This window comes from Burkholderia sp. AU27893, assembly GCF_002223205.1.
In the GTDB taxonomy this organism is placed as follows: Bacteria; Pseudomonadota; Gammaproteobacteria; order Burkholderiales; family Burkholderiaceae; genus Burkholderia.
This window is the reverse complement of sequence record NZ_NKFD01000001.1, coordinates 361,198-377,479: the sequence shown is the minus strand read 5'-3', so window position 1 is coordinate 377,479 and position 16,282 is coordinate 361,198. Positions and strand designations below refer to the sequence as shown.

The following is a 16,282-nucleotide window of genomic DNA, read 5'->3' as shown; positions in this document are numbered from 1 at the left end:
ATCGCCCTCAGAAATTCTTCTTCAGGTCCATGCCCTGATACATCGACGCGACCAGGTCGCCGTAGCCGTTGAACATCAGCGTCTTGCGCTTCGGCGTGAAAAAGCCGTCCTCGCCGATGCGCCGCTCGGTCGCCTGGCTCCAGCGCGGATGATCGACGTTCGGGTTCACGTTCGAATAAAAGCCGTACTCGTTCGACGCGTACGTGTTCCAGCTCGTCTTCGGCTGCTTGTCGACGAAGCGGATCTTCACGAGCGACTTCGCGCTCTTGAAGCCGTACTTCCACGGCACGACGATCCGCACCGGCGCGCCGTTCTGGTTCGGCAGCACCTGCCCGTAGACGCCCATCGTCAGCAGCGTCAGCGGATTCATCGCCTCGTCCATCCGCAGTCCTTCCGAGTACGGCCAGTCGAGCACGGGCGCCGAGAGGCCGGGCATCTGCGACGGATCGGCCAGCGTGACGAACTGCACGTATTTCGCGTTGCCGGTCGGCTGCACGCGCTTGATCAGCTCGGACAGCGGCACGCCGATCCACGGGATCACCATCGACCAGCCCTCGACGCAGCGCAGCCGGTACACGCGCTCCTCGAGCGGCGCGAGCTTCAGCAGTTCGTCGAGATCGAATACCTTCGGATGCAGCACCTCGCCCTCGACGCTCACCCGCCATGGGCGCGGCCGCAGCGTGCCCGCGTTCTGCGCGGGGTCGCTCTTGTCCGTGCCGAATTCGTAGAAGTTGTTGTAGCTGGTGATGTCCTTGAACGGCGTCACCTTGTCGGCCGCGACGAACTTCGCATTCGTCTTCGCCGCAAGCTTCGCGGCCCGCGCATCGGGCGACGCATGGGCGGCCAATGCTGCGCCGCTGCCGCCGAGCAACCCGCCCGCCGCCGCGAGGCCAGCCGCCTGCAATACGCGCCGCCGGTTCTCGAACACCGCACGCGGCGTGATTTCGTCGGGCGCAATATCGCCGCCGGTCAGTACGTTCCGCAAAGGGCGTTTGATCCACATCGTGCTGCTCCTCCTGCCTGCGCCGCGCGCAGTTTCATGAGCGTTCGACCCGGCCCGTCTTGCGCCGTTCGACGCCCGGACCGCCCGCCCGTTACAAAAGAAAACCGCCGGGCACGCAGTGCACCGGCGGTCTCATAGTCGGACGAGCAGCGGAAATCTTACAGCTTGCCGTAGCTGTGCAGCCCGGACAGGAACATGTTGACGCCGAGGAACGCGAAGGTCGTCACGAGCAGGCCCGTCAGCGCCCACCATGCGGCCACCGTGCCGCGCAGGCCCTTCATCAGGCGCATGTGCAGCCACGCCGCGTAGTTGAGCCAAACGATCAGCGCCCAGGTTTCCTTCGGGTCCCAGCTCCAGTAGCCGCCCCATGCTTCGGCGGCCCACAGCGCGCCGAGGATCGTCGCGATCGTGAAGAACGCGAAACCGACCGCGATCGACTTGTACATCACGTCGTGAAGCACGTCGAGCGTCGGCAGGCGATCGGCGAGCACGCCGCGCTCCTTCATCAGGTACGCGACCGACACCATCGCCGACAGCGCGAAGCTGCCGTAGCCGATGAAGTTCGCCGGCACGTGGATCTTCATCCACCAGCTTTGCAGCGCCGGCACGAGCGGCTGGATCTGCTGCGCGTCACGCGCGACCGAGTACCACATCAGGAAGCCCACGGCCGCGCTGATCACCAGCAGCACGAACGCGCCGAGCGCGCGCGTGCCGTAGTGGCCTTCGTAATACAGATAGAGCAGCGCGGTGATCAGGCTGAACAGCACGAACACTTCATACAGGTTCGATACCGGAATGTGCCCGACGTCCGAACCGATCAGGTAGGACTCGTACCAGCGCACCATCAGGCCGGTGAAGCCCATCAGCACGGCGACCCACGTAAGCTTCTGGCCGATCGCGGAGCCCGACTCCGAGCGCGCGAGCAAGCCGATCCAGTAGAAGATCGTCGCGAGCACGAACAGCGCGCTCATCCACAGGATCGCCGACTGGCTCGACAGGAAGTATTTGAGGAAGAACGCCGAATCGGCGCGCGCGAGATCGCCCTGGTAGATCTGGATCGACAGCAGCGCCAGCACGGCGATCGACGCCATCATCAGTCGCGCGGGCTTCCAGCGCCAGCCGAGCGCGATGAGCGCCGGCACGGTGCCGATCATCACCGCCTTGTCGTAATAATCCATGTGCGCGTTGTAGTGCACGAGCGCATAGCCCGCGCCCACCACGAGCGCCAGTGCGAACAGCCAGTCGAGCAACGACAGGCGCGCGAGGAACGGACGGTCGTCGAACAGCGGCGCCGTCACCGGAGCCTGGGCCGACGCCCGATGGGAAGAGGAGACTTGCGTGAGATCCATGATGTTACCGGGTGGAATTCTCGGAATCGGAACCGTCGCCGGCAGGCGGACGGGCCGTCGATGCCGCACCGGCCGGCGCGGCGTCGCGAGGTGCGGCGTGCAACGCGGCACCCGCCGCGTCGCGCGTCTGCACGAACTCTTTCTCGAAATCGAAGGTCTTGCGGGCCGTGGACATTGCCATCACCACATCGACGCCCGAACCGGCGTCCTTCAACCAGAACCAGAGGCGCCGCTCGCGCACGTAGAACATCGAGAAGATGCCGGCGACCAGCAGCAGGCTGCCAAGATACACCAGATTCTTGCCGGGTGCGCGCGTCAACTGAAATACCGAAGCTTGCACCTGCTTGAATGAGTCAAGCTGCAAATAGACCGGCGATCCATACAAAAAGCTGTCAGATAGCGCATTGATCGCGTTCTGCACGAAGCGGATCGTGTCGGTGCCCTGCTGCGCCGCCGGCTCGCCCGCACGCTCCCGCGCGATCTGCCAGACCTCCCACATCGAGCCCTCGAGCATGCGCAGCAGCAGGCTTGCGGCCTTCTCCTGCTCGGCCTTCGGCACCGAGCGGTCGATGAACGTCGCCACCGCCTGGAAGCCGCCGATCGGCTGGCCATCGGCGCCACGCCCGATGCTGTCGTCGCCCGCCGCAAAAAGGGTCAGCACCTTCAGCGCGCTGTCCTGCAGGCGGCTGCGCAGCGATGCGTCCATGCCCGGCAGCGAACGCTGCGCGAAGCGCGCAGCGGCCTCGGCGCGCGCGGACGGATCCTCGAGCGCGGCACGCAGGTGCATCCATTCGCCGATCGAATCCTGGCTGTCGGCCGGGATCCGCATGTAGCGGAACGGGTCGTTCGGGCTCGCACGCACGCCGGCGAGGAACACGCGCTCGCCGTTCATGTCGACGGGCAGCATGTAGTTGTTGAATTCGCGCGCCTGACCGTCCTTGCCGCGGATCTTGTACTGCACGGACGGGCCGATGTTGTGGAGCTGCGTCGGCTTCGACGTCTTCGCGCCGGAGCCGAGGCGTTCGTCGAACGCTTCCTTCAGCGAGCTGGTCGTCGCGACACCGCGCACGTCCGGCTTGCCGTTCGCGTCGGCCATGTTCTCGACGTTGATCGCACGGAAATCGGAGAACTCGATCGTGTCGCCGTCGTTGCCCGGCATCTGCAGCGGCGCCGAACTGCCGATCGTCCCCTTCACGGGGAAGGTTTTCGCGTTGCCGCCGGTCATCGGGTAGGCCGTCATCTGCATCTGCGAGCCGCCGTCCTGGAAGCTCGACTGGTAGATCGACACACCCTTGTACGTGAACGGCTTGTTGACCTCGACGCGCGCCGGGATCTTCTGGCCGGTCTCGCGATCGATCACGACGATGTCGCTCGCGAACAGCTTCGGCATGCCCGTCGTGTAGTAGTCGACGATGAACTTGTTGAGCTGGATCGAAAACGGCAGGTCCTGGATCAGCGAGCCGCTCGGCTGGTTCAGGATCGCGGTCGACACGAACTGCCCCTCGGGCACCCACGCGTAGCCGCGGAACGTCGGGTTCGACGCGGACAGGCGATGGTCGGGCGAGATCTCGCTGATCGTCGCGCTCGTGTTGACCGGGCTCTTGCCGAACATCCACATCTGGAATTTGATCGGCAGGTTGCTGTCGAGCAGGCCGCCGATACAGATCACGACGATCGCGAGGTGCGCGGAGATGTAGCCCCACTTGGTCATCGCACCGCGCTTCGCGGAGATCAGCGTCGCACCGTCGTTCTCACGCACGATGTGCTTGTAGCCGGCCTTGGTGACGAACGTCGCGAGCGTCGCAGTGACCGTCGCGCGCGTGCCGGACGTCGTGTACTCGGCCTTGTGGTGGAAGGCCCGCAGGCTGCCTTCGCGAACCTTGTCCTTCCAGCTCTTCGCATCGGCGAGCATCTTCGGCGCGTTGCGGATCACGCACAGCGAGATCGACGCGACGAGGAAGATCAGGATCAGCATGAACCACCACGCGCTGTACACGTTGTACAGGCCGAGCGAGCGGAAGATGTCCGCCCAGAACGGCCCGAACTGGTTCACATAGTTCGGATACGGATCGTCCTGGGTCAGGACCGTGCCGATGATGCTCGCAATCGACAGCACCACCAGCAGCGCAATCGCGAAGCGCATCGAGCTCAGCAGCTCGACCGCGCGCTTGGACGCGCCCTGACCTGACTTCGACTGCAACCCCGACGTGGTAACGCTCATTCAAACTCCGACTCAGGGGAAACAGCCCCCAACGCTCACTTTGATCATTGCCCCCGAAGGGGCGGCCAGCACGCTCGTGACGGCCGGCGCGCGCTGACAAAAAAGAAGGGCGAGGCAACCGCAACGACGCGGCGCCCCACCCTTTTCTTGTTCTGACTCCGGCCGCCCTTCCGGCGCCCGGTCATTCCGTTGGCGGCTGACCGCTCAACGCAGGCCCGCGATGTAATCCGCGACGGCCTTGATCTCGTTGTCCGACAGCCGCGTGGCGATCTGATGCATCGCCTCGTTGTTGTTGCGCGCGCCGGCACCCTGCTGGAACGCGGTCAACTGCGCGACCGTGTAATCGGCCCATTGCCCCGACAGACGCGGATACTGGACCGGGATCCCTTGCCCTGTCGGCCCGTGGCAGCTCGCGCAGGCGGGTACGCCCTTCTCCGCGATGCCGCCGCGATAGATCTTCTGGCCGATCGGCACGGTTGCCGCATCGCGCGCGGTGCCGAGCTTCGTCGTCTGCGCCCCGTAGTACGCGGCGACGTTGCGCATGTCGTCCGCGCTCAGCGCGCTCGCGAATCCGACCATCACCGCGTTGGTGCGCATCGGCCCCTTCGCGCCCGGCTGCGTCTTGAAGTCGTTCAACTGCTTGACCAGATATTCGGGATGCTGGCCGGCAAGCTTCGGGAAACTGCCCGACGCGCTATTGCCGTCGGCGCCGTGACACGACGCGCAGACCTGCCCGGCAATCGCCTTGCCACGGTCGAGATCCGGCTTTGCCGCATCCGCCGCGTTTGCCTCCGCTACGAAACCTACGAACCCTGCTGCAACCTGAAGCACCATCAGAGACTTGCACAGTCGATTCATTCGCACACCCTGTTTCGTCTTGTGGGAATTTGAGGTTCTGCAAAAAACGACAGCGTTCAGTCTACCGCAGAAGCTACATAAAAGCGCGAGGCAGGCGCCCGGTAGCCTTCGGTAAAACCGCCGTATTGTACAATATCGTGTTGAAAGCTCCGGCGCCTATCGGGGCTACCCCGCCTCCACCAAGCGGCTCGCGCCGCCCGTCCTTCCGGTTCCCATGGCCTTTCTGCTCCATCAAGCCCGCTTCTACACGACCGTCAACCATCTGCGCGACCTGCCGCCGACGGTCCAGCCGGAAATCGCGTTCGCGGGCCGCTCGAATGCCGGCAAGTCGACGGCCATCAACGTGCTGTGCAACCAGAAGCGGCTCGCCTTCGCGTCGAAGACGCCCGGCCGCACGCAGCATATCAACTACTTCTCCGTCGGTCCGGCCGCCGAGCCCGTCGCGAATCTCGTCGACCTGCCCGGCTACGGCTACGCGGAAGTGCCCGGCGCCGCCAAGGCGCATTGGGAAATGCTGCTGTCGTCCTACCTCGCGACCCGCTCGCAGCTCTGCGGCCTGATCCTGATGATGGATTCGCGCCGTCCGCTGACCGATCTCGACCGCCGCATGATCGAGTGGTTCGTGCCGACCGGCAAGCCGATCCACACGCTGCTGACGAAGTGCGACAAATTGACGCGGCAGGAAAGCATCAACGCGCTGCGGACCACGCAAAAGGGGCTCGATGCGTATCGTGACCAGGGCGTCCAGGGCAAGCTGACGGTCCAGCTGTTCTCGGCGATGAAGCGCGTCGGGCTCGACGAGGCGCACGAATTGATCGAAAGCTGGGTGCGGCCGTCCGTCGCCGACGAAAAAAGCGAGCCTGTAGCACAATGATCGGGCAACGCGCGGCCGGGATCGGCGGCGCGCACCTGACGGCGCCTGCGATTTCGGCCGGCTCATAAAAAAACCCGCCGTTGAACGGCGGGTCAAACAGCCTAATCGAAAAACGACAGGCACCCGCTCAGGGAGGAGAAGCGGGGAGCTGCACGCGACGCGTGCCGCTCGATCGCTATCATATACCAACGCTCCCGAAAATGACCTAAGGGTTCCGTAAGGTCTTACTGCCCTGATTTCTACCCAATCGCCATGAGCTTCCATCCGCTTCATCGTCCGCGCCGGATGCGCCGCGACGACTTCTCCCGGCGCCTGATGCGCGAAAACCGCCTGACCACCGACGACCTGATCTATCCGGTGTTCGTCGTCGAAGGCACCCATGAACGGCAGCCGGTGCCGTCGATGCCCGGCGTCGAACGCGTGTCCGTCGATCTGCTGATGCAGGTCGCCGAGCAGTGCGTCGAACTCGGCGTGCCCGTGCTGTCGCTGTTCCCGGCGATCGAGCCGTCGGTGAAAACGCCTGACGGCCGCGAGGCAGCCAATCCGGAAGGCCTGATCCCGCGCGCGGTGCACGAGCTGAAGAAGCGCTTCCCCGAACTCGGCGTGCTGACCGACGTCGCACTCGATCCGTACACGAGCCACGGCCAGGACGGCGTGCTCGACGAAAACGGCTACGTGATCAACGACGACACGATCGAGATCCTGATCGACCAGGCGCGCGCGCAGGCGGAAGCCGGCGTCGACATCGTCGCCCCGTCGGACATGATGGACGGCCGCATCGGCGCGATCCGCGAAATGCTCGAAAGCGACGGCCATATCCACACGCGGATCATGGCCTATTCGGCCAAGTTCGCGTCGGCGTTCTACGGCCCGTTCCGCGACGCGGTCGGCTCGGCGTCCAATCTGGGCAAGGGCAACAAGATGACCTACCAGATGGATCCGGCGAACAGCGACGAAGCGCTGCGCGAAGTGCGCCTGGACATCGACGAAGGCGCCGACATGGTGATGGTCAAGCCCGGCATGCCGTACCTCGACATCGTGCGCCGCGTGAAGGACGAGTTCCGCTTCCCGACCTACGTGTACCAGGTGAGCGGTGAATACGCGATGCTGAAGGCCGCCGCGATGAATGGCTGGCTCGATCACGACAAGGTCGTGCTGGAATCGCTGCTCGCGTTCAAGCGTGCGGGCGCCGACGGCGTGCTCACGTACTTCGCACTCGACGCCGCGCGTCTGCTGAAAGCACAGCGCTAAGCGCCTGCCGGCAGGTGGAAAGAAAAACGGCGGGACACTTCGGTGTCCCGCCGTTTTTTGTTTGCTGTCGATCGCGGCCGTATGCGTTGTCGATCGTCAATTCATGCCACGCAAGCGGGCCGGTTCGCCACCCGCGCGCCCGCGACACGTATGGTCATACCGTCGGGACCGCAGCCCGGTCGAGGCTGCGCAGGAACGTTTCGGCCGCCTGATAGCCGACCACGCGCCCGATCTCGTTGCCGCTTCGATCGAAGAAGATGATGCCTGGCGGGCCGAACAGGTTGAAGCGCTTCAGCAGCGCCTGGTCATCCGGGTTGTTCGCGGTGACGTCCGCGCGCACGAGGTGAAGTTGCGCGAGCCGCGCCTGCACGCGCGGGTCGGTAAACGTCAGATGCTCCATCTCCTTGCAGCTCACGCACCAGTCGGCGTAGAAGTCGAGCATCACGGGCTGGCTCGCCGTCTTCAGCAGCGTGTCGAGTTCGCCGCTCGAGCGCACCGATGCGAACGCGGGCCCTTCCTGAGCAGCGGCCGCGCCTGCTGCCGCCGTACCGCCCGACGCAACCGTGCGTGCCGCCAGCACCGCCAGCGGCTTGACCGGATCGGTCGATCCCGCAGCCAGGCCGACAAGCAGCGTGGCCGCCCAGATCGCGAGCGCAGCGCCCAAGCCACGGCCAAGGCGACGCCAGATCGACGTGGCGCCGGCATTCGGCGTGAACAACCCGAGCGCCGCGGCCGCGATCAGCAGCCACAACGCAGCGAGCACCATCTTCAGGCCACCCGCCAGCACGGGCCACACGATCCACAGCGCGGCTGCGAGCAGCACGATGCCGAAGAACACCTTCACGCCATCCATCCATGCGCCGGCGCGCGGCAGTACCGTCCCGGCCCCGACGCCGACGACCAGCAGCGGCACGCCCAGCCCCAGCCCCATCGCGAACAATGCAGCGCCGCCGAGCAGCGCATTGCCCGTGTGCGCGATGAAGGCGAGCACCGCGAACAGCGGCGCCGTCATGCATGCGCCGACGACCAGCGCGGACAGCGCGCCCATCGCCGCGACCGCGATGAAATGGCCGCCCTGACGCGCGCTCGATGCCTCGGCCGCGCCGTTCTGCCAGCGCGCGGGCAGCGCGATGTCCTTGCCCGAGATCAACGAGACGGCAAACGCAGTCAACAGCAAGCCGAACGCGCCGAGCACCCACGGGTTCTGCAACCACGCGCCGAGGCTCTGGCCCACCAGCGCCGCGGCAATGCCGAGCACCGTGTAGACCAGCGCCATGCCGACCACATAGGTCAGCGACAGCGCGAAGCCGCGCGCATGCGTCGCGCGCGTGCCCTGGCCGATGATGATCGCCGACACGATCGGAATCATCGGATACGAACACGGCAGGAGGCTCAACACGACGCCCGCGACGAAATACAGTGCGACGATCGTGAAGAAGCCATGCCCTTCGAGCAGCGACTGCGCAAAATCGGCGCTCGTGACCTTGTCGAACCAGCTGCCCTCGGCAACCGCAACGCCGGGCGACGGTGACGACGACGCGGCACCCAGCGCGGCGCCGTCGACCTTCACGACGTGCTCGGCCGGCGGATAGCAGATGCCCTCGTCCGCGCACCCCTGCGACGTCACCGCGAGCTCGAACGGGCCCGATGCCTGCTTGACGGGCACGTGCACGACGACTTCGTCACGGTAGGTCTCGACGTCCTTCTGGAACGTCTGGTCGAACTTCACGTGGCCGGCCGGGAATTGCGGATCGCCGAGCGTCGCCTGCCCGCTCTTCACCGCGAACGCGAACCGCTCGCGGTACAGGTAATAGCCGTTGGCGACCTTGAAGCGAACGTCCACCTGTCCCGGCGATTCGCTCGCACTGAACTTGAACGCAACCGACGGATCGAGGAAATCGTCGGCCGCGCGCGCGACCGACAGGCCGCCCAGCACGAGCATGAACGACAACAGGACTGCGAGGAATCGCAGCGCGCGCACGCGCACGGGAAGCGCCATACCGTTAAACATGAAATAGACGTTGAGTTTCGCTGGTCACCCACTGGCCGTACGCGGCCGATGCCGTCGTCTGCCACGAGACGATTTCGGGCGTCTCGTAAGGATGATGCGCGAGAATAAATCGCTCCAGTTCGAGCGCCCGCACGGGGCTCGTCTTGAACAGCAACTGGATCTCGTCGGCCGTTTCGACCTTGCCCTGCCAGTGATAGCGCGACGTGATCGCGCCGAGCTCCGACACGCACGCGGCAAGCCGCGCATCGAGCGCACCGTCTGAAAGCGCCTTGGCGGTCTCGGCATCGGGCACCGTCGTCAGCATCAGCACCACTATCATCCGCGCCCTCCTGGCTGGTCTATCGGCTCCTGCCGACGCGGATTGCCCACCTGGGGCGCGCGCCGGCTGCCCCGTATCGTAGCGCAGCCCGCGCAACACTGCCGGCACCGCCCTGCGACAATCGATCGCAGCTGGCGCCGGAAAAACAAAAAGGGCCAAGCAATTGCTCGGCCCCTTTCAGTTACTGCTGCGTACTGGAAGCTTACTCAGCTTCTTGCACGTTTTCCGTTTCGTCGACTTCCGGACGATCGAGCAGCTCGACCAGTGCCATCGGTGCGTTGTCGCCCACGCGGAAGCCGAACTTCAGCACGCGCAGGTAGCCGCCCGGACGGTTCGCGAAACGCGGACCGAGCACGTCGAACAGCTTCGCCACCGAGTCACGATCGCGCAGGCGGTTGAACGCCAGGCGACGGTTTGCCAGCGACGGCTTCTTGCCGAGCGTGATCAGCGGCTCGACGACTTTACGGAGTTCCTTCGCCTTCGGCAGCGTCGTCTTGATGACTTCGTGCTCGATCAGCGAGTTGGACATGTTACGGAGCATAGCCAGACGGTGGCTGCTCGTGCGGTTCAGTTTCCGCAGACCATGACGATGGCGCATTTCAGTTTCCTTGATTCAAAGTTTTGATCCAGCTCTTCTATCGCACCTCGACGGGTGCACGGGCCGGTAACGAAAAAAAGCAAGATGCGGATTTTAAAGGAAAATCCGCATCTTTGCCAACTACAGCAACAACCGAGCTTACTTGTCGAGACCAGCCGGCGGCCAGTTTTCGAGCTTCATGCCCAGCGTGAGACCGCGCGAAGCGAGCACTTCCTTGATCTCGTTGAGCGACTTGCGACCGAGGTTCGGCGTCTTCAGCAGCTCGTTTTCCGTGCGCTGGATCAGGTCGCCGATGTAGTAGATGTTCTCGGCCTTCAGGCAGTTCGCCGAACGAACCGTCAGCTCGAGATCGTCCACCGGACGCAGCAGGATCGGGTCGATCTGCGGTGCGCGCGACGGCGCTTCGGCTGCCGTTTCCGTGCCTTCCAGCGCCGCGAACACGGACAGCTGGTCGACCAGGATGCGGGCCGATTGACGGATCGCTTCTTCCGGCGTGATCACACCGCTCGTCTCGATGTTCATCACGAGCTTGTCGAGGTCGGTACGCTGTTCGACACGTGCGCTTTCGACAGCGTAGCTCACGCGGCGAACCGGCGAGAACGATGCGTCGAGGACGATGCGGCCGATGATCTTGGCCGTGTCTTCGCCGTAGCGACGAACGTTGCCGGGCACGTAGCCGCGACCCTTTTCGATCTTGATCTGAACGTCGAGCTTGCCGCCCTTCGACAGGTGTGCAATCACGTGATTCGGGTTGATGACTTCGCAGTCGTGAGCCAGCTCGATATCGCCGGCCGTGACAACGCCTTCACCTTCCTTGCGCAGCGTAACCGTCACTTCGTCACGGTTATGCAGCTTGAACACCACGCCCTTCAGGTTCAGCAGCAGGTTGACGACGTCTTCCTGCACGCCATCCAGCGTCGAGTACTCGTGCACCACGCCCGCGATCGTCACTTCGGTCGGCGCGTAGCCAACCATCGACGACAGCAGCACGCGGCGAAGCGCATTGCCCAAGGTGTGGCCGTAACCGCGTTCGAACGGTTCCATGACCACCCTCGCGTGGTTCTCGCCCAGCGATTCCACGGCGATGATCTTGGGTTTCAGCAAACTGGTTTGCATGGGCTTTCCTTTTCAATACCCTCGGCTCGTTACACCGATAAGGCTGACCGGTAACAACCAGAAAATAAACAGCCGAGGCCCCTCCTTGCGCAACGCAATCGGGGTACCTCGGCCGTCAATCGGATTAACGCGAATACAATTCGACGATCAGGCTTTCGTTGATGTCGCCTGCGATTTCAGCGCGTTCCGGCATTTGCTTGAACGTGCCTTCGAACTTCTTCGCATCGACTGCAACCCAGCTCGGCATGCCGCCTTGCTCGGCCAGCGACAGCGCTTCGACGATACGCGCCTGCTTCTTCGCCTTTTCGCGGATCGCGACGACGTCGCCTGCCTTCACTTGCTGCGACGGGACGTTCGCGACGACGCCGTTCACGGTGATCGACTTGTGGCTCACCAGCTGACGCGCTTCAGCGCGGGTCGAGCCGAAGCCCATGCGATACACGACGTTGTCGAGACGCGATTCGAGCAGTTGCAGCAGGTTTTCACCCGTGTTGCCCTTGCGGCGGTCGGCTTCAGCGAAGTAGCGGCGGAACTGACGCTCCAGCACGCCGTAGATACGCTTGACCTTCTGCTTTTCGCGCAGCTGCGTACCGTAGTCGGACGTACGTGCGCCCGAGGTACGGCCGTGCTGACCCGGCTTGCTGTCGAGCTTGCACTTGTCGGCGAGCGAGCGGCGTGCGCTCTTCAGGAACAGGTCGGTGCCTTCACGGCGGGACAGCTTGGCCTTCGGGCCGATATAACGTGCCACTTTGCATTCCTCTATCAATCAGTCACGCAGATCTGAATCCGCGCTAGTTCGCGCCCTTTGGGGCGAACGGTGGGCTTAGTCAATCAAAAAAGCAACGCCCGTCGACGCTGAGCGGCGACAGGCAATGTGCTAGCACGAACGTGCCAGCACACTTTTAGATACGACGACGCTTCGGCGGACGGCAGCCGTTGTGCGGAATCGGGGTGACGTCCGAAATCGCGGTGATCTTGATGCCGAGGCCGTGCAGTGCGCGCACTGCCGACTCACGACCCGGGCCCGGGCCCTTGATCCGCACTTCCAGATTCTTCACGCCGTATTCCATCGCGACGCGGCCAGCCGACTCGGCTGCGACCTGGGCAGCGAACGGCGTCGATTTGCGCGAGCCCTTGAAGCCCTGACCGCCCGACGTCGCCCATGCCAGTGCGTTGCCTTGGCGATCGGTGATCGTGATGATCGTGTTGTTGAACGACGCGTGAACGTGAACCACGCCTTCAGCGACGTTCTTCTTAACCTTCTTGCGAACGCGTTGCGCCGCGGTGTTCGAAGCCTTAGCCATTACGTTTTCCTGTAACTGTCAGTTCCGCTTACTTCTTCAGCGCTTGCGCTGCACGACGCGGACCCTTGCGAGTACGTGCGTTCGTACGCGTACGCTGACCGCGCATCGGCAGGCCCTTGCGATGACGAACACCACGGTAGCAACCGAGGTCCATCAGGCGCTTGATGTTCATCGTCACTTCACGGCGCAGATCGCCTTCGACGACAAACTTGCCCACTTCTTCACGCAGCTTTTCCAAGTCTGCGTCGGTCAAGTCCTTGACCTTCTTCGAAAAATCGACGCCAGCTGCCACGCAGATGCTGCGCGAACGGGTGCGGCCGACACCAAAGATTGCCGTCAGGCCGATCTCGGTGTGCTGGTGATTCGGGATGTTAACCCCTGCGATACGAGCCATTGTTTTTCCTCAAACAAAAAGCGCAAACAAACGCGCGGTCAGCCTTGGCGCTGCTTGTGGCGCGGATCCGAGCTGCAGATCACGCGAACGACGCCTTTGCGCTTGATGATCTTGCAATTGCGGCAAATGCGCTTAACCGATGCCATCACTTTCATGATAATACCCTTTTTTCAAATCACTTCGCCCGGAACACGATCCGCGCACGAGACAGATCGTAAGGCGTCAATTCAACCGTCACCTTGTCGCCCGGCAGGATGCGGATGTAGTGCATCCGCATCTTTCCGGAAATATGCCCCAACACGACATGGCCGTTTTCCAGCTTCACGCGGAAGGTCGCATTCGGGAGGTTTTCAATCACCTCACCCTGCATCTGGATTACATCGTCTTTGGCCATAGTCCTTTCAACGCATCGGGATGTTGCCGCCCTTGAAGTTCGCCTTCTTGAGCAGTGACTCATACTGTTGCGACATAACGTACGACTGCACCTGCGCCATAAAGTCCATCGTGACGACGACAATGATCAGCAGCGACGTTCCACCAAAATAAAACGGCACGTTCCAGCGCAGCACCAGAAACTCCGGCAGCAGACACACGAAGACGATGTAGATCGCACCGGCCAGCGTCAGACGCGTGAGGATGCGGTCGATATATCGTGCGGTCTGATCACCCGGACGGATGCCCGGAACAAACGCGCCACTCTTCTTCAGGTTGTCTGCGGTTTCCCTGCTGTTGAACACCAGTGCGGTGTAGAAGAAGCAGAAAAACACGATCGCCAGCGTGTACAGCAGCACATAGACCGGCTGGCCCGGCTTCAGCGCTTCCGCAACGTTATGCAACGTATTGGAAATCCAGCTTCCCGTCGGCTGACCGGTACTGAACCAGCCGAGAATCGTTGCCGGGAACAGAATGATCGACGATGCGAAGATCGGCGGAATCACACCCGACATGTTCAGCTTCAGCGGCAGATGCGACGACTGCCCACCGTAGATCTTGTTGCCGACCTGGCGCTTCGCGTAGTTCACGAGGATCTTGCGCTGACCGCGTTCGATGAACACGACCAGGTAAGTCACCGCGGCAATCAGGACGACGATGATGATCGCCGAAATGATGCTCATCGAACCCGTACGCACCAGCTCGAACAACCCACCGACGGCATTCGGGAACCCTGCTGCGATCCCGCCGAAGATGATGATCGAGATACCGTTGCCCAGACCACGCTCGGTAATCTGCTCGCCGAGCCACATCAGGAACATCGTACCGGTAACCAGCGTCACGACCGTCGTCAGACGGAACAGCATGCCGGGGTCAGTAACGAGGCCCGGCTGGTTTTCCAGCGCAGCCGCGATACCGAACGCCTGGAAGGTCGCGAGCACCACGGTGAAATACCGCGTGTACTGCGTGATCTTCCGTTGCCCTGCCTGCCCTTCCTTCTTCAGCGCCTCGAGCTGCGGCGAGACAATCGCCAGCAACTGCATGATGATCGACGCCGAGATGTACGGCATGATCCCCAGCGCAAAGATCGTGAAGCGGGAAAGCGCGCCACCCGAGAACATGTTGAACATGCCCAGGATGCCGCCCGCCTGGCTCTGGAACAGCTTAGCCAGTTGATCCGGATCGATGCCCGGCACGGGAATGTGCGCGCCGATGCGATAGACGATCAGCGCCAGGAGCAAGAACATTGCTCGCCGGCGCAGATCGCCGAATTTCGCCGTGCTTCGACCGGGTTTTGCAAGACTCGGGCTGTTAGCCAAGTACCTTCTCCGATGAATGCAAGTGACGACGCGCTACGCGTGTCACTCGGCGAACGAACCGCCAGCCGCTTCGATCGCAGCGCGCGCACCCTTGGTGGCACCGAGACCCTTCACGACGATCTTGCGCTTCAGTTCGCCGGTCGCGATGATCTTTGCGCTCTTCGTCAGCTCGCCGACCAGGCCGGCTTGCTTCAGTGCGAGCAGATCGATCTCATCGACCGGCAGCTTCTCGAGGTCGCCCAGGCGCACTTCACCGACGAATTCCTTCGTCAGCGACGTGAAGCCGCGCTTCGGCAGCCGACGTTGCAGCGGCATCTGACCGCCTTCGAAACCGACTTTGTGGAAGCCGCCCGAACGCGATTTCTGACCCTTGTGACCACGGCCAGCCGTCTTGCCGAGGCCCGAACCGATGCCACGGCCGACGCGACGCTTGGCGTGCTTGGCGCCAGCTGCCGGCTTCAGGTTATTCAATTCCATATCAACTCCTTGATCCGTAGGGCCGCTTACGCGATGACCTTAACGAGGTACGAGACCTTGTTGATCATGCCGCGGACCGCCGGCGTGTCCTGAAGCTCGCTGACCGAGTTGAGTCGGCGCAGGCCCAGGCCACGCACGGTCGCGCGGTGCGATTCGCGGGTCCCGATCAGGCTCTTAACGAGCTGAACCTTGACAGTTTTTTCAGACATGGTGACCACCCGGGCTTAGCCCAAAATTTCTTCGACGGACTTGCCGCGCTTCGCCGCGATGTCTGCCGGGGTGGACTGCTTGCGCAGACCGTCCAGCGTGGCGCGAACGAGGTTGTACGGGTTCGTCGAACCGTGGCTCTTTGCCACAACGTTCTGAACGCCCATCACGTCGAACACTGCGCGCATCGGGCCGCCGGCGATCACGCCCGTACCTGCCTTCGCCGGAGCGAGGAGGACAGCGGATGCGCCATGCTTGCCGTGCACTTCGTGTTGCAGCGTGCCGTTCTTGAGCGGCACCTTGAACATGTTGCGGCGAGCTTGTTCCATTGCCTTCTGGACAGCGACCGGCACTTCCTTCGCCTTGCCCTTGCCCATACCGATGCGGCCATCACCGTCGCCAACCACGGTCAGTGCGGCGAAGCCGAGAATACGGCCACCCTTCACGACCTTGGTCACGCGATTGACCGAAATCATCTTTTCGCGAAGGCCGTCGTCGCGCTCGTCAGCCTGAACTTTCGCTTGCATCTTTGCCATGACGAATTCCTTC

Annotated in this window: 19 protein-coding genes; 2 read left to right on the top strand and 17 right to left on the bottom strand. The window is 63.1% G+C overall.

What is annotated here, in order from left to right:
* Positions 1-7: 7 nt before the first annotated feature.
* The 4 genes from msrP to CFB47_RS01765 form a co-directional block, all read right to left on the bottom strand.
* Complete coding sequence (gene msrP, locus CFB47_RS01780; protein WP_089460342.1) at positions 8-1,003, bottom strand: protein-methionine-sulfoxide reductase catalytic subunit MsrP; 996 nt, start codon at positions 1,001-1,003, stop codon at positions 8-10.
* Positions 1,004-1,161: 158 nt separating this feature from the next.
* Positions 1,162-2,352, bottom strand: coding sequence for a c-type cytochrome biogenesis protein CcsB (gene ccsB / locus CFB47_RS01775; RefSeq protein WP_089460341.1), 1,191 nt, complete (start codon positions 2,350-2,352; stop codon positions 1,162-1,164).
* 4 nt (positions 2,353-2,356) lie between these two features.
* The gene (locus tag CFB47_RS01770) at positions 2,357-4,573 is read right to left on the bottom strand and encodes a cytochrome c biogenesis protein ResB (RefSeq protein WP_089460340.1); all 2,217 of its coding nucleotides are present in this window, start codon (positions 4,571-4,573) and stop codon (positions 2,357-2,359) included.
* Positions 4,574-4,777: 204 nt separating this feature from the next.
* Complete coding sequence (locus CFB47_RS01765; RefSeq protein WP_089439042.1) at positions 4,778-5,431, bottom strand: cytochrome c; 654 nt, start codon at positions 5,429-5,431, stop codon at positions 4,778-4,780.
* A 214-nt stretch (positions 5,432-5,645) separates the two neighbouring features.
* Here CFB47_RS01765 and yihA point away from each other — a divergent pair, with 214 nt between their 5' ends.
* Positions 5,646-6,305 (top strand): ribosome biogenesis GTP-binding protein YihA/YsxC, encoded by a 660-nt coding sequence (gene yihA / locus CFB47_RS01760; protein ID WP_089424303.1) that lies wholly within the window; start codon positions 5,646-5,648, stop codon positions 6,303-6,305.
* Between the two features lie 252 nt (positions 6,306-6,557).
* Positions 6,558-7,556 carry a porphobilinogen synthase gene (gene hemB / locus CFB47_RS01755; protein WP_089460339.1) on the top strand — a complete coding sequence of 333 codons (999 nt, stop codon included), beginning with the start codon at positions 6,558-6,560 and terminating at the stop codon, positions 7,554-7,556.
* A gap of 154 nt (positions 7,557-7,710) precedes the next feature.
* Here the strand turns inward: hemB and dsbD are convergent, their stop codons facing one another.
* The 13 genes from dsbD to rpsE form a co-directional block, all read right to left on the bottom strand.
* Complete coding sequence (gene dsbD, locus CFB47_RS01750) at positions 7,711-9,567, bottom strand: protein-disulfide reductase DsbD (protein ID WP_089460338.1); 1,857 nt, start codon at positions 9,565-9,567, stop codon at positions 7,711-7,713.
* Positions 9,560-9,886 (bottom strand): divalent-cation tolerance protein CutA, encoded by a 327-nt coding sequence (cutA, locus tag CFB47_RS01745; protein WP_089455445.1) that lies wholly within the window; start codon positions 9,884-9,886, stop codon positions 9,560-9,562. The genes dsbD and cutA overlap by 8 nt, the downstream gene beginning before the upstream one ends.
* A 202-nt stretch (positions 9,887-10,088) precedes the next feature.
* On the bottom strand, positions 10,089-10,484 hold the full coding sequence (gene rplQ / locus CFB47_RS01740; protein WP_006477175.1) for a 50S ribosomal protein L17: 396 nt from the start codon (positions 10,482-10,484) through the stop codon (positions 10,089-10,091).
* Between the two features lie 138 nt (positions 10,485-10,622).
* Entirely contained in the window at positions 10,623-11,600 is a 978-nt protein-coding gene (locus CFB47_RS01735) for a DNA-directed RNA polymerase subunit alpha (protein ID WP_006477176.1), read from the bottom strand.
* A gap of 124 nt (positions 11,601-11,724) precedes the next feature.
* Positions 11,725-12,348 carry a 30S ribosomal protein S4 gene (rpsD, locus tag CFB47_RS01730; protein ID WP_006477177.1) on the bottom strand — a complete coding sequence of 208 codons (624 nt, stop codon included), beginning with the start codon at positions 12,346-12,348 and terminating at the stop codon, positions 11,725-11,727.
* Positions 12,349-12,502: 154 nt separating this feature from the next.
* A complete protein-coding gene (gene rpsK, locus CFB47_RS01725; RefSeq protein WP_004197937.1) occupies positions 12,503-12,904 on the bottom strand; it encodes a 30S ribosomal protein S11 in 402 nt (133 codons plus the stop codon).
* A gap of 28 nt (positions 12,905-12,932) precedes the next feature.
* Positions 12,933-13,298, bottom strand: a complete 366-nt coding sequence (gene rpsM, locus CFB47_RS01720; RefSeq protein WP_006477178.1) for a 30S ribosomal protein S13 — start codon at positions 13,296-13,298, stop codon at positions 12,933-12,935.
* 38 nt (positions 13,299-13,336) lie between these two features.
* The gene (rpmJ, locus tag CFB47_RS01715; protein ID WP_004199844.1) at positions 13,337-13,453 is read right to left on the bottom strand and encodes a 50S ribosomal protein L36; all 117 of its coding nucleotides are present in this window, start codon (positions 13,451-13,453) and stop codon (positions 13,337-13,339) included.
* Between the two features lie 20 nt (positions 13,454-13,473).
* Positions 13,474-13,692, bottom strand: a complete 219-nt coding sequence (gene infA / locus CFB47_RS01710) for a translation initiation factor IF-1 (RefSeq protein ID WP_004521905.1) — start codon at positions 13,690-13,692, stop codon at positions 13,474-13,476.
* Positions 13,693-13,699: 7 nt separating this feature from the next.
* A complete protein-coding gene (gene secY / locus CFB47_RS01705; RefSeq protein WP_006482915.1) occupies positions 13,700-15,049 on the bottom strand; it encodes a preprotein translocase subunit SecY in 1,350 nt (449 codons plus the stop codon).
* Positions 15,050-15,091: 42 nt separating this feature from the next.
* A complete protein-coding gene (gene rplO / locus CFB47_RS01700) occupies positions 15,092-15,526 on the bottom strand; it encodes a 50S ribosomal protein L15 (RefSeq protein ID WP_006482880.1) in 435 nt (144 codons plus the stop codon).
* A 26-nt stretch (positions 15,527-15,552) separates the two neighbouring features.
* Positions 15,553-15,735, bottom strand: a complete 183-nt coding sequence (gene rpmD, locus CFB47_RS01695) for a 50S ribosomal protein L30 (protein WP_006400644.1) — start codon at positions 15,733-15,735, stop codon at positions 15,553-15,555.
* A gap of 15 nt (positions 15,736-15,750) precedes the next feature.
* Positions 15,751-16,269 carry a 30S ribosomal protein S5 gene (gene rpsE / locus CFB47_RS01690; RefSeq protein ID WP_006482895.1) on the bottom strand — a complete coding sequence of 173 codons (519 nt, stop codon included), beginning with the start codon at positions 16,267-16,269 and terminating at the stop codon, positions 15,751-15,753.
* Positions 16,270-16,282: the final 13 nt, after the last annotated feature.

Coding starts and splice junctions, on each gene's coding strand:
- CFB47_RS01765 (WP_089439042.1), bottom strand. CDS start 5,431: ATGAATCGACTGTGCAAGTCTCTGATGGTGCTTCAGGTTGCAGCAGGG.
- rplQ (WP_006477175.1), bottom strand. CDS start 10,484: ATGCGCCATCGTCATGGTCTGCGGAAACTGAACCGCACGAGCAGCCAC.
- msrP (WP_089460342.1), bottom strand. CDS start 1,003: ATGTGGATCAAACGCCCTTTGCGGAACGTACTGACCGGCGGCGATATT.
- infA (WP_004521905.1), bottom strand. CDS start 13,692: ATGGCCAAAGACGATGTAATCCAGATGCAGGGTGAGGTGATTGAAAAC.
- dsbD (WP_089460338.1), bottom strand. CDS start 9,567: ATGTTTAACGGTATGGCGCTTCCCGTGCGCGTGCGCGCGCTGCGATTC.
- rpmJ (WP_004199844.1), bottom strand. CDS start 13,453: ATGAAAGTGATGGCATCGGTTAAGCGCATTTGCCGCAATTGCAAGATC.
- rpsK (WP_004197937.1), bottom strand. CDS start 12,904: ATGGCTAAGGCTTCGAACACCGCGGCGCAACGCGTTCGCAAGAAGGTT.
- yihA (WP_089424303.1), top strand. CDS start 5,646: ATGGCCTTTCTGCTCCATCAAGCCCGCTTCTACACGACCGTCAACCAT.
- rpmD (WP_006400644.1), bottom strand. CDS start 15,735: ATGTCTGAAAAAACTGTCAAGGTTCAGCTCGTTAAGAGCCTGATCGGG.
- ccsB (WP_089460341.1), bottom strand. CDS start 2,352: ATGGATCTCACGCAAGTCTCCTCTTCCCATCGGGCGTCGGCCCAGGCT.
- cutA (WP_089455445.1), bottom strand. CDS start 9,886: ATGATAGTGGTGCTGATGCTGACGACGGTGCCCGATGCCGAGACCGCC.
- rpsE (WP_006482895.1), bottom strand. CDS start 16,269: ATGGCAAAGATGCAAGCGAAAGTTCAGGCTGACGAGCGCGACGACGGC.
- rplO (WP_006482880.1), bottom strand. CDS start 15,526: ATGGAATTGAATAACCTGAAGCCGGCAGCTGGCGCCAAGCACGCCAAG.
- CFB47_RS01770 (WP_089460340.1), bottom strand. CDS start 4,573: ATGAGCGTTACCACGTCGGGGTTGCAGTCGAAGTCAGGTCAGGGCGCG.
- CFB47_RS01735 (WP_006477176.1), bottom strand. CDS start 11,600: ATGCAAACCAGTTTGCTGAAACCCAAGATCATCGCCGTGGAATCGCTG.
- rpsM (WP_006477178.1), bottom strand. CDS start 13,298: ATGGCTCGTATCGCAGGGGTTAACATCCCGAATCACCAGCACACCGAG.
- hemB (WP_089460339.1), top strand. CDS start 6,558: ATGAGCTTCCATCCGCTTCATCGTCCGCGCCGGATGCGCCGCGACGAC.